General features: G+C 44.2%; 14 protein-coding genes. 4 read left to right on the top strand and 10 right to left on the bottom strand.

Going from position 1 to position 16,519, the window contains the following annotated elements; genetic code table 11:
- Positions 1 to 56: 56 nt before the first annotated feature.
- From AC3CH3_RS18205 to AC3CH3_RS18195, 3 genes are all read right to left on the bottom strand, one after another.
- A complete protein-coding gene (locus AC3CH3_RS18205) occupies positions 57 to 2,738 on the bottom strand; it encodes a hypothetical protein (protein WP_488538917.1) in 2,682 nt (893 codons plus the stop codon).
- A 247-nt stretch (positions 2,739 to 2,985) separates the two neighbouring features.
- Positions 2,986 to 3,465, bottom strand: a complete 480-nt coding sequence (locus AC3CH3_RS18200) for a GNAT family N-acetyltransferase (protein ID WP_488538916.1) — start codon at positions 3,463 to 3,465, stop codon at positions 2,986 to 2,988.
- Between the two features lie 146 nt (positions 3,466 to 3,611).
- Positions 3,612 to 4,784: a DUF5666 domain-containing protein gene (locus AC3CH3_RS18195; protein WP_488538915.1), complete on the bottom strand. Its 1,173-nt coding sequence runs from the start codon at positions 4,782 to 4,784 to the stop codon at positions 3,612 to 3,614.
- 84 nt (positions 4,785 to 4,868) lie between these two features.
- On the opposite strand from AC3CH3_RS18195, the gene AC3CH3_RS18190 reads away from it, so the two are divergent.
- On the top strand, positions 4,869 to 5,537 hold the full coding sequence (locus tag AC3CH3_RS18190) for a response regulator transcription factor (RefSeq protein ID WP_019820159.1): 669 nt from the start codon (positions 4,869 to 4,871) through the stop codon (positions 5,535 to 5,537).
- A complete protein-coding gene (locus AC3CH3_RS18185) occupies positions 5,509 to 6,786 on the top strand; it encodes a sensor histidine kinase (protein ID WP_488538914.1) in 1,278 nt (425 codons plus the stop codon). The genes AC3CH3_RS18190 and AC3CH3_RS18185 overlap by 29 nt, the downstream gene beginning before the upstream one ends.
- A gap of 70 nt (positions 6,787 to 6,856) precedes the next feature.
- Here AC3CH3_RS18185 and AC3CH3_RS18180 read toward each other — a convergent pair whose 3' ends face one another.
- The 5 genes from AC3CH3_RS18180 to AC3CH3_RS18160 form a co-directional block, all read right to left on the bottom strand.
- Positions 6,857 to 7,114: an HP1242/YdcH family protein gene (locus AC3CH3_RS18180; RefSeq protein WP_009846137.1), complete on the bottom strand. Its 258-nt coding sequence runs from the start codon at positions 7,112 to 7,114 to the stop codon at positions 6,857 to 6,859.
- Between the two features lie 201 nt (positions 7,115 to 7,315).
- Entirely contained in the window at positions 7,316 to 8,305 is a 990-nt protein-coding gene (trhO, locus tag AC3CH3_RS18175; protein ID WP_488519465.1) for an oxygen-dependent tRNA uridine(34) hydroxylase TrhO, read from the bottom strand.
- 267 nt (positions 8,306 to 8,572) lie between these two features.
- Positions 8,573 to 9,004 carry a GNAT family N-acetyltransferase gene (locus AC3CH3_RS18170; protein ID WP_488538913.1) on the bottom strand — a complete coding sequence of 144 codons (432 nt, stop codon included), beginning with the start codon at positions 9,002 to 9,004 and terminating at the stop codon, positions 8,573 to 8,575.
- A gap of 75 nt (positions 9,005 to 9,079) precedes the next feature.
- Positions 9,080 to 9,415, bottom strand: coding sequence for a 5-carboxymethyl-2-hydroxymuconate Delta-isomerase (locus AC3CH3_RS18165; RefSeq protein WP_488538912.1), 336 nt, complete (start codon positions 9,413 to 9,415; stop codon positions 9,080 to 9,082).
- Positions 9,416 to 9,569: 154 nt separating this feature from the next.
- Positions 9,570 to 10,718, bottom strand: a complete 1,149-nt coding sequence (locus AC3CH3_RS18160; RefSeq protein ID WP_488538911.1) for an aminotransferase-like domain-containing protein — start codon at positions 10,716 to 10,718, stop codon at positions 9,570 to 9,572.
- A 115-nt stretch (positions 10,719 to 10,833) separates the two neighbouring features.
- Between AC3CH3_RS18160 and AC3CH3_RS18155 the strand changes: the two genes are divergently transcribed.
- Together AC3CH3_RS18155 and AC3CH3_RS18150 are read left to right on the top strand one after the other, a co-directional pair.
- Positions 10,834 to 11,703 (top strand): AraC family transcriptional regulator, encoded by an 870-nt coding sequence (locus AC3CH3_RS18155; protein WP_488538910.1) that lies wholly within the window; start codon positions 10,834 to 10,836, stop codon positions 11,701 to 11,703.
- Positions 11,704 to 11,727: 24 nt separating this feature from the next.
- The gene (locus AC3CH3_RS18150) at positions 11,728 to 11,970 is read left to right on the top strand and encodes a hypothetical protein (RefSeq protein ID WP_102328116.1); all 243 of its coding nucleotides are present in this window, start codon (positions 11,728 to 11,730) and stop codon (positions 11,968 to 11,970) included.
- A 106-nt stretch (positions 11,971 to 12,076) separates the two neighbouring features.
- On the opposite strand, the gene AC3CH3_RS18145 is transcribed toward AC3CH3_RS18150, so the two are convergent.
- Both AC3CH3_RS18145 and lldD read right to left on the bottom strand, forming a co-directional pair.
- Positions 12,077 to 14,932 (bottom strand): FAD-binding and (Fe-S)-binding domain-containing protein, encoded by a 2,856-nt coding sequence (locus tag AC3CH3_RS18145; RefSeq protein WP_488538909.1) that lies wholly within the window; start codon positions 14,930 to 14,932, stop codon positions 12,077 to 12,079.
- A gap of 162 nt (positions 14,933 to 15,094) precedes the next feature.
- Positions 15,095 to 16,234, bottom strand: coding sequence for an FMN-dependent L-lactate dehydrogenase LldD (gene lldD / locus AC3CH3_RS18140; protein ID WP_017083007.1), 1,140 nt, complete (start codon positions 16,232 to 16,234; stop codon positions 15,095 to 15,097).
- Positions 16,235 to 16,519 lie beyond the last annotated feature (285 nt).

The following is a 16,519-nucleotide window of genomic DNA, read 5'->3' as shown; positions in this document are numbered from 1 at the left end:
CTAGTACGAAAAAGAACAAGCCAAATTCATATTGGCTTGTTCTTATTATCTATCGATTATTGAATAGAAGGTAAGCTAGCTGCTTCCATATTAATCGACATGCTCCAAGATTGTTCCTCTCGAATGGACTTAATTGATCCTCGGTTTGTAAGCCAAGTAGTTTGAGTATCAATAGGTCCGTAGTCTGCGAACTGTGTCTCACTTGTTACTTTACATGCTGCAAAAGTACCTGCAGGTACAGTGATTTCCTCTTTACCTAGGTAAGTTTCTTGGTAGTTGAAGGTGGATAGAAAGTAAGTTTGCGCATCGATAATGTCGCTTAGTGAGGTCTCTACAGAAACGGTTCTTAATCCAGGGTACTCTGTTTCACCGAATTCACCGCTGATCTCGTCATACCAAGAGTCGTATTGTGATGTTAGCGGTGCATTGGTTGAGGTTCCGAAATCTACCATTTGATTGATGATTTTTTGGTTGTCAGCTATTACCGGTGGTAATACGACCTTAGCCGCCCCCCATCCTAATGAGTCATCAGAGTTAAAGCCTTCTTGACCTAGATAGTGATCATCAGAGCTATATGAATACTCATACCCCATTAAAGCACCTTCCGAATCTTTGATATCGATACGCGTTTTTTCTAGGCTACCCGTTAAGTCAGAAATCCAATTTGGGAGTCCGGTGACTAACGTAACGTCATTCAGCCAAGAGAAAGTGTCACCCAAGTAGGTAAACTCATAAGTGAGGTTCTCTGCAACAGGAGCTTCTTCCCACATAGGCGTGCGTTGTACATCGTAAACCGTGACGTCATTAGCTGTAGCAATGAACTCAGCATCCGGTAGCGAGTCAAGACAAGCCTGTAGGTTGAGAGGGTGTAAAGGTTGTGGTGTTAATGCGTTATCCAAAATGAACTGCTTAGTCGCTTCGTCAAAAACATAAGCCTCACTGCCAGCTTCTTCAATCTCTTTGTAGGTAATACGCACAAAGTCTTCGACTACAGAAAAGTAAGCGGAGTTATCTTCTTTTTGGTAATTAGACCATGTCGCTTGCGAGTGGATAGATTCAGGAATCGTAACTTGACGTAATACCTCGCCATTCAAAGATACATCTTTCCATGACCCGAGTTCTGATAATTTAGAGAATGTAGAATCTAAATTCCATGCTCTTGTATAATAAACTACGGTGCCGTTAGAAAGCAGCTGTGCAAATATATCAGCACTTTCCATGCCTGCCATTGGAATTAAATCTGCGTGATTGTTAGACGCTGTGTCATGACGGTCTGATTCATCTTCAGCAATGGTCGATGCTAAAGTGGCAAGCCATGTATCGCTGCCATTCTTAAAGGCGCTAATGCCGTTACACATGTTATTGAGTGCTTCATAGCGGTCAGGGTTATACTCAGCACACCAATCACCTTTGTAAAAGGTATAAATGTTGTCGTTGATGTCTTCTACAGACAATTTGTATGCGGTTGTGTTGTCAGGGAATTTTAAACCTACTGGCATAATGTGAGACCAAACGTTCTCATCATCCGTTTGATCCATGATGGAACGAACATTAAGCCCACTGATATCTAATTGCTTAGCGCTAGCAACTTCACTAAAAATCGAGCTTCTAGATTCTAGAATTAAGCTGCCGTCTTTGTTCGGCTTAATGCTGGTTAAGGTATCATCGCTCGCTTCCCAACCGTTTTGTCCTAACACCATGCTATTTGTGTCAGGTGTATCTTCAAACTCAACAAATTGCTCAGCAAAGTAATCATAAATATAACTGGTATCGGTAACTGAGTTATCTGCATCAGACTTCAATGTTCCATAGGCAACTACTAAATCTTTGCCAGTGTCATTATCGCCGCCAAACCAATTGATACCGTCTGTTTTGATAAGCTTCGCGAGGTCAGCATGCTTAGAGCCTTTATTTGCCTCATTTTCTTTAATTTTATCTTCGAGATTAGAGTCATCAATGGCGATGTGATCGCGATTAATGCTGCCAGCAATGTCGCTTGGGTTGAAGTTTTCTCCAGCTGCTTCAATATTTTTTACGACTTCCTCGAGGACTCGAGTGACTTCTTCATTAATCAATGCGGTGAGTGCTTCGACAGAAATACCGGCGCCCGCTGCTGTTTCTGATAACGCATCCGTGTTCTCTGCCATGACTGAAGCGGTAACTTGAGCAACGCGGTGTAGGTTTTCAAAAGCCGCTTTTTGTGAATCGGCTAAGTCATTATTGTTTTTGGCTTCGATATAATCTTGCGTTAAATCGAGTGTTGTCCCCAACTTCTCTTGAATAGCTGTTTTGGCTTCTTCTAACGAAGAGCCACTCTCGATTTCATTTTGAATGAGAGTCGTTAATGGGCTAATAAATGCGGATTTTGGAGGTGCAGTTAAGCGATAGCTCTTGCTTAGAACGACACCTGGGTTATCGGTATCGATGGTTTGCCCAGCAACCACTTCGATCAACAGAGTACCTTGTTCAAGTTGTTCTTGAGTTAGATTATCAATTGTAAACGAACCATCGTCACCCGTTACGGCACTTGGCTCATCCTTATCACAAACTTTATTGCTGTTTAGATCCAAACACGCATTGGCTCCTACCAAATAGCCATCAGCGGCTTTTGCTGTTAAAGACGCTGAAGTTGCTGTTGAACCGCCAGTATCAGTTGTGGAGCTATTTGAACTGTCGCTACCACATCCTGCTATCCCTAGGGCTATTGCCACTGCTAACAGTGAACGTTGACCATTCATGTTAGTTCTCCTATTAAGTTATTGATAAAAAATTATTACTCTGGAATCAATCGGGAGAATGTCATTGATAAATATGACTATTTATAAATTGAATGCCATTGATGAGAAATGTATCAAAACGGTATATAGCGGAAATAGCAGGAGTGTTTATTCTAGAGACATATCTAATTAGCTGAGTTATATATGCGAGTGATATCTATAGTGAATGTTTAGTGCTTGTAATTTACATACTTATCAATTGTAATTATTATATATCTAGTTGTATTTTATAAACTTTTGTAGCTAAGGTGATAAAGTGAGCATCACTGTGATCAACAATTTGATAGCCAAGTGCCTGATAAAAACTGATGGCGCTGGTGTTACTTCTAAAGCTCGACAGAGTGACTTGGTTTCGTTGTTCTTGATGGGCTTTGTTGTGGATGAGTAACATGGCTTTTTTACCAAGAGACTGACCTTGGTATTGAGGGGAAATGATCAGCAGATGAATATGGTATGTGTTTCCATAAGGCTTAAAGCAGACGAGTCCGACTCTTTCGTTTTTATGGTATATCCAATGAAACCAAGAGGGATGGTAATCGTTTAAAAGTCGCTTACGTTGGAAGTCGTCCTCCCAGCCGAAAACGTTATCTACGTGTATGAAAAGCCCCTGCTTAACAAACGCAAACAGTTCTTCGAATTCGGAACTTGGAACGAGTCGGAGTTGTATATTCTCTTTTTTTATTGCCACTTTACTTCCTTATCAAACGCCTTTTAATAAGCAAACAGTAACATAATTGAAAAGGTAGGCTGCACTTTTAGTGTGGGTTGTTTTGATGCAAAAAAGCCACGCGTAGTGCGTGGCTTCTATACTTAATATCAAGAATGTTCTATGCGTTAGTCGTTGTCTTCTGCTTCGATTTCGCTTGCTATGTACTGGTTATTAACCTTGTAAGCTTCTGCCTCAATACGTTGACCATGTAACGTATCGAAACTTAGACCATCTTCATAGCGAGTATTTTGGTTAACGTAGATAGTTTGATTGCCAGAGAACGTTTGAATAACAAAGCTCAATGCTTCGTCATTGGTGCTCTGAACTTCACCTTCAAAATCAACGTCATTATCATTCCAATCTTGTGAATCATCGTTGTGTTCAAATTCTATTTCGGTAGCAACATTTTCGCCGTTAGATTGTTCCGTTGTTACTTCGACTTCTGTACCTACGGTCAAGTTTGATTGGTTACCATCTTCGTAACGAGTATTGTCATTGATAAAAAAGCGACCTTTGTAGCTTAAATCAAATGATGATTTGTCGTTAGCTACCCAAGTAATAATACCTTCAATTTCTGTATCATTATCGATCTCATCAAAATCTTCGACTTCCACTTCATCTGCTTTCAATAGAGAGCCAGCCATTGAGCCAGTGACTTCAACCCAAAGACCGTTAGATAATCTATTGCTGCTTCCACCGTTGTCGATGTGGGCAATTGAATAATCAACACTTAGATTAGCACCAAGTTTGAAAGTCGATTCATTTAAATCGCTTATTAGCCCTTCAACTTCAACGGATTCTGTCAAGTTAGAGTGCTCAAACTTAACAACAGAAAGTACTTTGTAACCTGCATTCGCTGTTGGTAAAGAAGAGACCATAACCCAATCGCCATTTTCAATTTCACGTGACAGATCTGTAAAGGTCAATGCGATGCCATTGACTTTAAATGTGCCATTATTGTGGTTGGTGTCTGAAATAAGACCAACGATGGTCGGTTCAAGACCAACTTGAGCCCCGCCAGTGTGAGCTGAAGCGCTACGAGCATTAGATGAAATAGAGACCATCATGTTCTTTTCTAAGTCTGCAATAGCCACGTCCTCACCCGCGTAAGTGGCGCTGTCTACTTGATAGCTATAGCCATTCACAACAATGGTGTTGCCAGAAACAGAGTCAATGGTACCTTGAATTGCTGATGGAGCTTGCGTGTTGTTATCGTTGCTTCCATTGCTATTGCTGTCACTACCGCCACAGCCAGTTAGAATTAAACCGACAACCGAAATCAGCGCTAACTTTTTCATCTATATACTCTTTATTTAGTTTATTGAGGGTGTATCTTATAAACTCAAACGTGAAGCACTCGTGAAGAAAGGTGAAATAAATCGATGAAAGTTTTGATCGTTGATGACAGCCACAATGTTGCAGAAACCATTGCCGATTACCTAGAGTTGGAAGGGATGGTGATCGATTGTGCTTATCATGGTGAAGCGGCATTGAAGTTAGCGTCTGAGAATCATTATGACGTGATTATCATGGACATCATGATGCCTAAATTGGACGGCATCTCAGCTGTTAGAAAGTTAAGAGAAGAGGTGCAGTGCCCTACGCCAATTCTATTTTTAACCGCTAAAGATAGGTTGGACGACAAAATCGCTGCCTTTCAAGCGGGCGGAGATGATTACTTAGTTAAGCCTTTCGCCATGCAAGAGCTCAGTTTAAGGCTCAACGCATTGGCAAGCCGAGGACCACGTCAAGGTATTGGAAAGCAGGTTTTTGCCGATATTACTCTCAACTCGCAGACAGACGAGGTATGCCGAGAAGGTAGGCTTATTAAGTTGAGTCGTATTCAGCTTAAGATACTAAAAGTCCTTATGCGCCATGCGCCAGCAATTGTTTCAAGAACTGAAGTGATTGATTCTGTTTGGGGTGATGAGTCGCCAAGCAGTGATGCACTGCGAAGTCATATTTATGGCCTGCGTAACGCGCTCGATAAAGGGTTTGAACATTCACGATTAGAGACTATCCATGGACAAGGTTACCGACTCAAAGCATAACGCCTCAAGACACGGCGATTACCCGAGCATTTACCGAAAAATCCGTCGCAGCTTTGGTTTGATGACCTTGGTCATGTTTGGCCTTTTCTGGACAGTTATTTATATCGCTGAAAACCAGATGGAAGTGATCAGCCTGCACCACTGGCTAGACACCGAAGCTAATCGTTATACGTCTGAATATCAGTTGCTTGGCGAAGATGCGTTGTTGCCGAATGAAAATGAGTTTTCAACCTATTGGAGTGAAAGTGAATTGCCCATTTGGTTAGCTCGCTACAAAGAGCCCGGTTTCTATGAACACTTGCTAGGTACGGAAGATAAACACTTTTATGTCTTTGAGCACCCATCAGGCGAAGGGTTAATGTATATCTTGTTTCAAGATGACGCCGACGACTACCTCGACGAGTATGAATGGAGTCTCCACAATTACACCCTCATACTTGGCGGTTTAACGTCCATTTTTATGGTTTTGTATGGAATCTATGTTGTGCGATCGCTGTCGAAGCCACTCAATCAGATAGAAAAGAAAATTGGGCAAATGCACCCTGAGCAGCCAAGTTTTGAAGTCGAGACGTCTTACTCTGAAACACGACACATTGAGCAAACGCTTTTAGATTCAAAGAATCACATTTCAGGATTTTTTCAGCGGGAAGAGGAGTTCAATCGATTTGCCTCTCATGAACTTAGAACCCCGATAATGGTGATAAAAGGGTCGGCTGATCTGCTAACTAAGGTACCCAATCAACCTCCTGTTGCGTTAAAAGCGATTAATCGCCTGCAAGAAGCGAGTGAACAGATGCGAGTGCTGACTGAAATGTTTTTGCTGCTTGGTAAAGAGAGTATCGATGAGCACCATTTCGGTCACTATGACCTGGAAGTCGAAGTTCGGAATCAGCTGCTTGAAATGGCGCCTTTGTTTGCCAAGCAGGATGCGAGTTATAACCTAGACGTAAAAGGGACTGTCACTGTGTATGCGCCAGAGAGCTTTATTACTATTGTATTGAATAACTTAATTAAAAATGCGTTTAGCTACAGTGTTGGCGATGTTGGAATTGTGGTGACAGGTTCTCAATTAGTGATCACTAACCGTCATGATGGCAATGATACTTACAATGCAGGCTATGGTTGTGGTTTAGTGATTGTGCAACGAATCTGTGAGCGAATGGGTTGGAGTTTTGAAACTCAAGATGATGGACTTCAGTTCAGTACTTACTTAGATTTCTCAGCGGATAAGCAAGCAGGTAACCGGTAGCTTCATTATACAAGAGACCTATCAGAAGGTGAGTAGTGTGGCTAAGTTAGCCACACTAGCATATGAGTCGTTATACGATCTTAAGCGCGTGATGACGCGTGAGCTGTTTGTGTAGCGAGTCTTTTAGCTCCATGCGTTCTACTTTGAGGTTGTGCATGCTGTCGTCATCGATAGGGCTGCCAGAGATTTCTAGCTGACGGATGTCATAGTCGAGTTGGTGGTATTTTTGCATGTCTGCTTTGAATTTTTCGTCGTCGTGGTTGAGCTGAACAATGTCTAATTTAAGATCTGGGAAATCTAAGATAAAGGCATGGTTTTCATTGAGCATTGGCACTTCCTCTCTAGTCGAATTATTAACAGTATAGAAGCAATTTATCGAAAGAAATGTGGTTCAAAACACAAAGCCGTAAAGCGATCAAAAAAGGGCGCAAACTCGAAGAATCATCTTCGAACTTACGCCCTTTTGTATGTATATAGCTAACTATTTGTCGTTACATGTTTAGAACTATGTGTGTTGAAAGCAGAAAGCTTACTTCGCTTTCTTACCAGAACGTTGCTGCTCTTTATGTGCAAGCTTCTCTTTCTTACGTTGATCGATAAGGTGAGCAGCATCGCCACCTACGTGGGTTTCGCCACGAGCATTCGACAGTTGGACTTGCTTTTCACGTTCACGGAAACGCGCTTTCTGCTCGTCGCTGTGCTTATCAATACACTTAGGGCAGCTTACGCCTTTCTCGAAGTGCTCAGAGGCTTTGTCTTCGTCAGTGATTGGCAGACGACACGCGTTACACACATCGTAGCCGCTCTTTTCTAGCTGGTGGTTAACTGCAACACGACCGTCAAATACGTAGCAGTCGCCTTCCCACATGCTCTCTTCTTCAGGTACTTCTTCTAGGTACTTAAGAATGCCGCCTTCAAGGTGGTAAACCTCATCAAAGCCTTGCTCTTTCATGTAGGCTGTTGATTTTTCGCAACGAATACCGCCAGTACAGAACATCGCGACTTTCTTGTGCTTCTTAGGATCAAGATTTTCTTCAACGTACTGAGGGAATTCACGGAAGGTTTCTGTGTTTGGGTTTACAGCATTTTTGAATGTACCGATATCGACTTCGTAGTCGTTACGAGTATCAACCAAAATTACATCTGGATCAGAGATGAGGTCGTTCCATTCGTTTGGTTTAACGTAAGTGCCGACAACGTGGCGTGGGTCGATACCCTCAACGCCCATGGTTACGATCTCTTTCTTAAGCTTAACCTTGGTGCGGTTGAATGGTTGTTCTTCGTTGAACGACTCTTTGTAAACAACATCAGCCAAACGAGAATCTTGTTTGAACCATTGAAGAAGAGCGTCGATAGATTCGCGCTTACCTGCAACGGTGCCGTTGATACCTTCACTCGCAAGTAGCAAAGTACCGCGGATTTGGTTGGCTTCTAACACGTCAGTTAGTGGCTGGCGAATTTCTTGGTAATCATCAAGTGCTACGAATTTATACAGAGCACATACAACATATTGAGACATGGTTTTTCCTTTCTGCGAGCTGGAACGTAAATCCAGAGCGTTGCCTTTTATGATACAGACTGAGTTTAATTCACTCAGGTTTGCCCATATTGGCTTATTAAAATCCGCCGCAGTATAACCAAGCCAAGGAAGGACAAAAACCAACCAAAAGTAGGGCTATTTATCATTTTGATTTGTGTGGTTTTAGGTGTGTGGAGGTGGTAGCTATTTGATAAGCAGTTTTAGCTCAGATAAGTAGTGTTATCTTGTTGCTTATTGAATATTTGGCTACGAACTTATGTTGTATCTCATTTCAATGAGCTGGTGTTCCCCGACGATTTCTACTTCACGAATGAACTCAAAGCCAAACTTTTCATAGTAATTCTTTAGGTACTGATGAGCGTGGATTTCAATTACTTTAGCACCATGTTCAGAGGCATGTTTTAGAAGTGCCATGACAATTTCAGATGCGATACCAGATCCTCGATAAGGCTGTAGAACAGCAACACGCGCCATAGTTGAGTGTCCTGATTCATCAATGTGCAAGCGTGCAGTAGCGACTAAATTATCTTCATCGGTGATGAGAGCATGATGTGAGACAGGATCGAGCCCATCAAGATCCAATATGTGCGGTATGCCTTGTTCAACAACGAATACTTGATGACGAATGGACTGTGCTTTCGTTATCAATTCTGGGTTGTTACCAATCACCAATTCCATTTCATTGCTCCATGCTGCTAACGAATGTTGTGAAAATACCCTATTTGTGAGGGGCTGTACGTTTGTAACTTGTCCTTAAACTAAGGCTTTTGAATAGCTGCTTGTGTCTATGTCGATGATCTCTACGGTCAGTGAAGCATTGGATAGTGGAAGAGCAAGTAATTGATCCAAAATGGACCTAGAGAGCATCGCTTTGACGCTTTCGTTACGCCCAGACAAAATACGCACAGAGACATGCACGAAGTCTTCTTTTACTTCACCTGTTTGGTAATGCTGGTAGGCAATGCTGCGTACTTTGATGTCTTCTCCTGTTGGTGAGAACAACTGAGATTCCATCGCGCCGAGAAACACTTTCTGATTGAGTTGCTGGCCATCAATAGTGGATGAGTGTTCGATAATACAATGAGGCAAAGTGATGTCCTTTCTGTGTTTTATAGCGACCTAAAATTAAGGCCAATGTGACTCTCTTGTTGAGAATGACATTGGCCCTTAATGCTGATTCGTTGCGGCTTTATCGGCAATAAGCCGATCAGGTAATCACCAAAGCGGTCAGTATCGTCAGCGATTACGCTTGGTTCAGTACTTCCGCTAAGCGTTTCACCGCTTCTGTTAATTCTTCTGGGTTAGCGTTAGTGAAGTTTAAGCGCAGTGCAGCTTTAGCTTCATCAGCCTTTGGATAGAATACTGGGCTTGGTACTACCGCGACGCCATTCGATAGCAAAGTCTTAGCTAATTCAAAAGTGTCGTACTCTGGGATCTCAACCCAAATGAACATCCCGCCGTCTACGGCTTTTAACACGCAATCTGCAGGCAGTTGTTTTTCTAGCTCTGAAAACAACACTTCATAACGAGACTTGTACAGTGTGCGAATGTTTTCCATATGTACGTTGAAGTCTTCATGCTTTAGAAGACCAACAAGCAGAGCTTGCATGGGAACACTTGAGTGCAAGTCAGCGCCTTGCTTCACTTTGATCAGTGGCTCAAGGTAGCTGCGTTTGCCTGTTACCGCACCAATACGTAGACCTGGCGATGCAATCTTAGAGAATGAACGAAGAACGATAGAGTTATCAGGGCAGAACGAAGAAACCAACGGCAGTTCCGTACCAGTGAAACGTAGCTCACGGTATGGTGCATCTTCAATGAAGGCTACGTTGTATTTGATACACAGCTCAGCCACTTTTTGACGAGTTTCTGTTGCCCAGCACACGCCGGTTGGGTTGTGGAAATCAGGTACGGCATAGAACATTTTCGGCGCTTGCTGTGCAAAGCACGTCTCTAGTTCATCTAGATTTGGCCCAAATTCTGTTTGAGACACGGTTGCAATGTTTGCTTGAACTAAGCCAAACACTTGCATCGCACCTAGGTAGCTTGGCGCTTCCATCACAACCACATCACCCGGGTCAACATACGCACGCGCAATCAAATCCAAACCTTGCTGAGAACCGGTACAAATCATGGCCGTGTGTGACTCTGGCAATTGGTAGCTTTGTGTTAGGTGATCAAGCAACGGGCCATAACCGGCGGTCGAACCGTATTGGAAAACTTCAGGCATGTTCGCTAGGTTTTCTAGCGTAGGCTTCATTAAATCGATAGGGAATGTTTTCGCATCGGGTAAACCACCGGCCAACGAAATAACATTTGGATCGCTTGCGGCTGCGAGGATCTCTCGAATGTATGAAGATTGAATCTGTTGTAATGACTGTGCGATTTCCATGTGTTGTGTCTCGTCGTTTATCGTTTTTATTCTATCGCTTGATATTACACGGCAATTGTAAAAACTGGCGTGTCCGTTTATGCTGTTAAACATGTCCATTTATGCTATTTAAACGATGTCACGACAACACATATCCCGAATCAATGATGTTTTGTTCCATATTCACCAAGACATCAGTCAGCCTTTGTCGGCAAAAGCGCTCTCTGAGATTGCTGCGTATTCAGAGCAACACTTTCATCGCACGTTCAAAAGTGTGGTTGGGGAGTCGTTGCATCAATACATTCGACGCACTCGAATGGAGTATGCAGCCAATCAATTAATGTTCGATACCAGCTCGTCTGTGGTTGAGATCGCCCATAAATGCGGCTTTAGCTCTGTGTCTTCGTTTAGCCGAGCGTTTAAAGCGACTTTTAATATGTCGCCCGGAGAATGGCGTAAGCATGATTTACAGATTGCAGAAAAACCTTACCTGAAAGATCCCGAAGTGGCGGCGGGTTATTTGAATGTGTCGCAGCGGGAGTTGCCGGAACCTAAAATTGTTGAAGTATCAGACCGAATGGCAGCTTATGTTCGACATACTGGTTATAACCGCTCTATTCGCAACGCATGGTTGATATTGAAAGCGTGGGCGAACTCGGAACAGCGTGACTTTTCGAGCCAATTTGGTTTGCATCACTCAAACCCTGCTTGGGTTGAAATGGATCAGTGTCGCTATGTAGCCTGTGTCGCGATTGATGAGCCGATTAAGTATCGAAGTGTGGTGAACCAAATGGTGATTCCAGGCGGTTTGCATGCGGTGTTTCGACTTAATGGTCGTTATGGTGAGCTGCTACCACAGATCAGTATGGTATTGGAAAAATGGTTACCGGCTTCTGGTTTCAAACAGCGTTCGACTCCTGCGTATGTGCATTATCATCGGAACCATTTTCTTAATAGTGATGAAGTGTTTGAGCTTGATTTCTACCTCCCTGTGAGTTTTTATTAGTAACCCCGTTTTTGAGGAAAAATTATGTATCTCGTTTTGTATTGCCACAATATTGGTATGACCGATTTTTCATTCTTTGAAACAGAAGATTTTGATAAAGAAGAGGGCTATATCGTGCGAGGTAAGTGGCCGAATGAGAAAGCGTTTCGTGATTACTTAACCAAAGAGTTTGGTGACATGAGCGAATTCCAAGTGATCGACTTGATCGCCAAAGGCGCAGAAGCAGAACATTACTTACCAGAAGAGTTGATGCGCCTAGCTCTCTAACCGTTAGCTCAGTAGAACGTTTAAAATCGAATAAAGAAATGGCAGCCTGATTGGGCTGCCATTTTTGTTTTAAGTTAGAGCAAATTGCTCTGTACTAAGAGTGAAGCTACTGCGCCACTTCGTCCACTAAGTACAAGATGGATTGATACGGAATGCCACTGTGATGTGACAAACCGATCTCACAGGTTCGACTGTTGCTGAATCCACGAGTACAGTTGCTCGGCACTTGTTCTTTGAGTGGATGCACTGCCGCCTCATTCAGCTCTGGCGTGGTAAAACCTTTGTCACCCGCCCAACCACAACACTGAATATGCTCAGGAACGATGACCTCTTCGGTACACGCTTTTGCAAGGTTCAACATCGCGCCTTCCAAACCCATTCGACGAGAGCTACAAGTCACATGCAGCATCACGGTTTCTTGCAGCGGCTCAAGTGTCAGGTGTTCAAGCAAGTATTGGTTCACAAACCCTGTCGGCTCTAATACCTCTAACGGTTTGGTGAACTGTTCAATACTGCGTTTAGCACATGGACTGGTGTCCATTAATACTGGGTATTCACCCTGAAGACTTGCTTGCCACAACACTTCTTCGAGCTGTTGTGCTTTAGATTGGGCTAAATCGGTCATTCCTTTGCTGTCGTAAGGCATGCCACAACATTGGTCATCTAGCTTTTTCGGAAGAATAACCTCAAATCCGGCTTTGTTAAGCAAAGACATAGTCACTTCAGTTAGGGGACGTTGGTCGCCCGCATCGCTTTGTTGTCCCATAGTTCGACTGGCACACGAAGGCAGGTAAACCACCTTCTTATGATTGCTTGAGGATTCTGCCGTCGCTGGTGATGAGACTAGCGAGTGACTGTTGGATTGTGGCATCTCCGGCATCCAAACCGGTGTCGCACCTTTAGTTATTGAGCGCAAGCCGTTGGTTAGCTTGCCGACGGTATTTGCGCCTAACACTTTACTCGCCACTTGGTTGGTTTTGAGGCCGGCCTTGGTCAGCTTGGTGGTGGTCGAGAAATGATCCGCTGTCCACTTAGCGATAGGTGTGAATTTCTCGTATTTGGCAATACGAAGCTTCTTAATTAAATCACCGGTGTTGATTCCCACTGGGCAACGCTCGGCACACAGGCCTGTCGCCGCGCAGGTATCAATGCCTTGGTATTCAAAGGTTTTCTCTAGTTCGCTTGCTTCTATTTCCTCACCTGCAGCACGGCGGCGTTGTAACTCACGGTACAACACGATACGTTGGCGTGGCGATAGGGTTAAGGTACGAGACGGACAAACAGGCTCGCAGAAGCCACACTCAATACAGCGATCGACAAGGTCGTCGGCAGCAGGCATTGGCTTCAAATTTGTGATGTGTGAATTTGGATTGTCGTTAATAATAACGCCGGGGTTGAGCAGTCTTTCTGGATCAAACAAGGCTTTGATTTGTTGCATCAAGGCGTAGCCATCTTTGCCCCATTCCAATTCGACATAAGGCGCCATATTACGGCCAGTGCCATGTTCTGCTTTCAGTGAACCTTGGTATTTCACCGCGACCAGTTCGGTAACGTCATCCATGAAACCGCCGTAGCGATCAATTTCTGTTTGGCTATCAAAGCCTTGAGTAAACACAAAGTGCAGGTTGCCTTCGAGGGCGTGACCAAAAATAATCGCTTCACTGTAGTCGTATTTATCGAACAGCTCTTGCAGCTCTCGAATACCATTAGCAAGGTTTTCGACAGGGAAAGCCACGTCTTCAATGATAACGGTCGTACCGACTTCACGCACTGCGCCAACTGCTGGGAACATGCCTTTTCGGATGCCCCAAAGAGTCGCGACTGTCTTTGGATCGGAAGTGAAAGGCACTGATTTAACAATCGTGTAATCAGCTAATGCATCCAAAATTGATTTACATTGTAAATCTAAGTCCTGCTGGGAGCTGGCGTGTGATTCAACTAAAATCGCCGCCGCTTCTAAATCTAAGCTCGGCATAAACGCAGGCATGCCCGGTTTGTCAGCTACTGAACGAAGTGCTCTGCCATCCATCAATTCCACCGCAGCAACCGGCGTTTTTGATAGCGTAGTCACGGCTTTACTGGCTTGCTCTATGTCGGAAAATACTAACAGAGCCGAAGCTTTGTTCGGGTGTTCGATCACCGTGTTGTAGGTAATCTCAGCGATGAAGCCTAGCGTGCCTTCAGAGCCAATCATCAGGTGTTTGATGATTTCAATTGGGTCGTGGTAATCGACCAAGGCATTCAGAGCGTAGCCAGTGGTGTTTTTGAGACGGTATTTGTGACGGATTCTGTCTGCAAGTTCTTGGTTTGACGCTGTCTGTTGATGTAATTCAACAATGCCTTCAAACAGTTCTTTGTGCGATTGCTTGAATGCCTCAACACTTGCGTTATCTGCCGTATCAAGCAGGGAGCCATCACTCAATACTATTTTCATGCTCTCAACGGTGCGATACGAGTTTTGCGCAGTACCACAACACATGCCGCTGGCGTTATTCGCCGCGATACCACCGATTTTACAGGTATTGATAGAGGCTGGATCTGGGCCGATTTTACGCTGGAAAGGGGCAAGGTATTTGTTGGCATCAGCGCCAATCACACCCGGTTGAAGGATGATCTGATTGCCTTTGTCGACGATTTCGTGGCCACGCCAGTCATCGGTCAGTGTGATGAGGACCGAGTCTGAAACGGCTTGTCCTGAAAGGCTGGTGCCCGCGGCGCGAAAGGTAAAATGAATACCGAGTTCGCGACAGCTTTGAATGGTGAATATCACTTCGTCTAAGTTTTTGAGCCTTAGAACCATTTTCGGCACCAAGCGATAAAAACTCGCATCGGTGCCGTAAGCCAAGCGCTTTGCCTCTTGAGTGACAATGCGCTCTGTGTCTATTTTTTGAGCCAGTATCGCTTCAAGCTGCTGATAAGCTTGTGCGTCTATTACTCGCTCATGGTGTGTGGTTGTCTCCATCTTTGCTTCCTTGTGCTTCTTATTTGGCACTGATTTGTTTTTATTTTATTTTCCAGTGCTTAAACGGTGTCACAACGGCAGTGTAATTGCTGTGACACCGATTGAACTTCAGTCTAAGTAGACCAAAGCATTAGTCCGAATCCGAACCTAAGTCGTTGAGGTTTAATCTAGCCCCACTAGGGAATCACGGGTTAAGTCTTTGATTGTCTTGGCGCCAGTTAGAGTCATCGCAACGCGCATCTCTTTGTCATATAGGTCGAGTAGATTCTCAACACCTGCTTGTCCTTGCGCTGCTAACGCGTAGACGAAAGAGCGACCAAGCAAGGTGCAGTCTGCGCCCATCGCCATCATGCGAACTACATCTAAGCCAGTACGAATGCCAGAGTCGACCAGAATCTTAGTGTCGCCTTTTACCGCGTCTGCAATTGCAGGCAGTGCTTTAGCACTTGATAAAACACCATCAAGCTGACGACCACCGTGGTTTGAAACTACGATACCGTCTGCGCCAAATCTCACGGCGTCTTTTGCATCTTCTTCATCAAGAATGCCTTTGATGACCATCGGGCCGTCCCAGAAATCACGGATCCACTCTAGGTCTTTCCATGAAATTGATGGGTCGAAGTTGTCACCCAACCAACCGATGTAGTCTTCCAGTTTGGTTGGAGAGCCGCGGTAAGTAGATATATTGCCAAGATCGTGTGGTTTACCCAAAAGGCCAACATCAACGGCCCAGCTAGGATGACGCATAGATTGAAATACACGACGAATTGCTGCATTTGGACCGCTCATTCCTGAGTGCATGTCACGGTAACGAGCGCCGGGTACTGGCATATCAACGGTGAAGACCAGTGTCGTCACGCCTGCCGCTTTGGCACGTTCCAATACGTTCTTCATGAAGCCACGATCTTTTAGTACGTAAAGCTGGAACCACATTGGGCGCTCAATCTTAGGTGCGACTTCTTCAATCGGGCATACCGATACGGTCGACATCGTAAAAGGGATGCCTTTATTGTCTGCGGCTTTTGCAGCTTGTACTTCGCCACGTCGTGCGTACATGCCTGTTAGACCAACGGGTGCTAAGGCAATCGGCATCGCGAGCTTTTCGCCAAACAGCTCAGTTTCCAAATTCAGATCTGACATGTCATTGAGGACACGCTGCTTGAGCGCGATCTCTGCAAGATCGGCTGTGTTGCGGCGTAGGGTATGTTCACCGTAAGAACCGCCGTCAATGTAGTGGAAAAGAAACGGTGGTAATTTCGCTTTTGCTGCGGCGCGGTAATCAGTCGATGCGGATATGATCATAATTTCAGTCCTAAATTCTTGGGATGTTGCCCTTCTATGAGAGCTTGGCTTGGGCTGCTTTAATTCTTTAAAAAGTAAGCGTTGGTTCTTTCTTAAACAGTGAAGCGATTAACTAGTTAGGCAATTAATCGGTGAAGCAACTAGTCTATGAAGCAAATAAACAGTGAAACAGTGAAGCAATAAAATGGCGTTAATACCCGAGGGTGTTGATGTGTTTTAGTATCCATTCCGAAACTCATCAACTGTCTTATTAGACGGTGTTGCAGTCGGGGAATTGAGTATTAA

It is taken from the genome of Vibrio sp. QJM3NY_35 (assembly GCF_057785915.1).
Note: the sequence above shows the minus strand (reverse complement) of the source record. Positions and strands in the feature narration are given on the sequence as shown.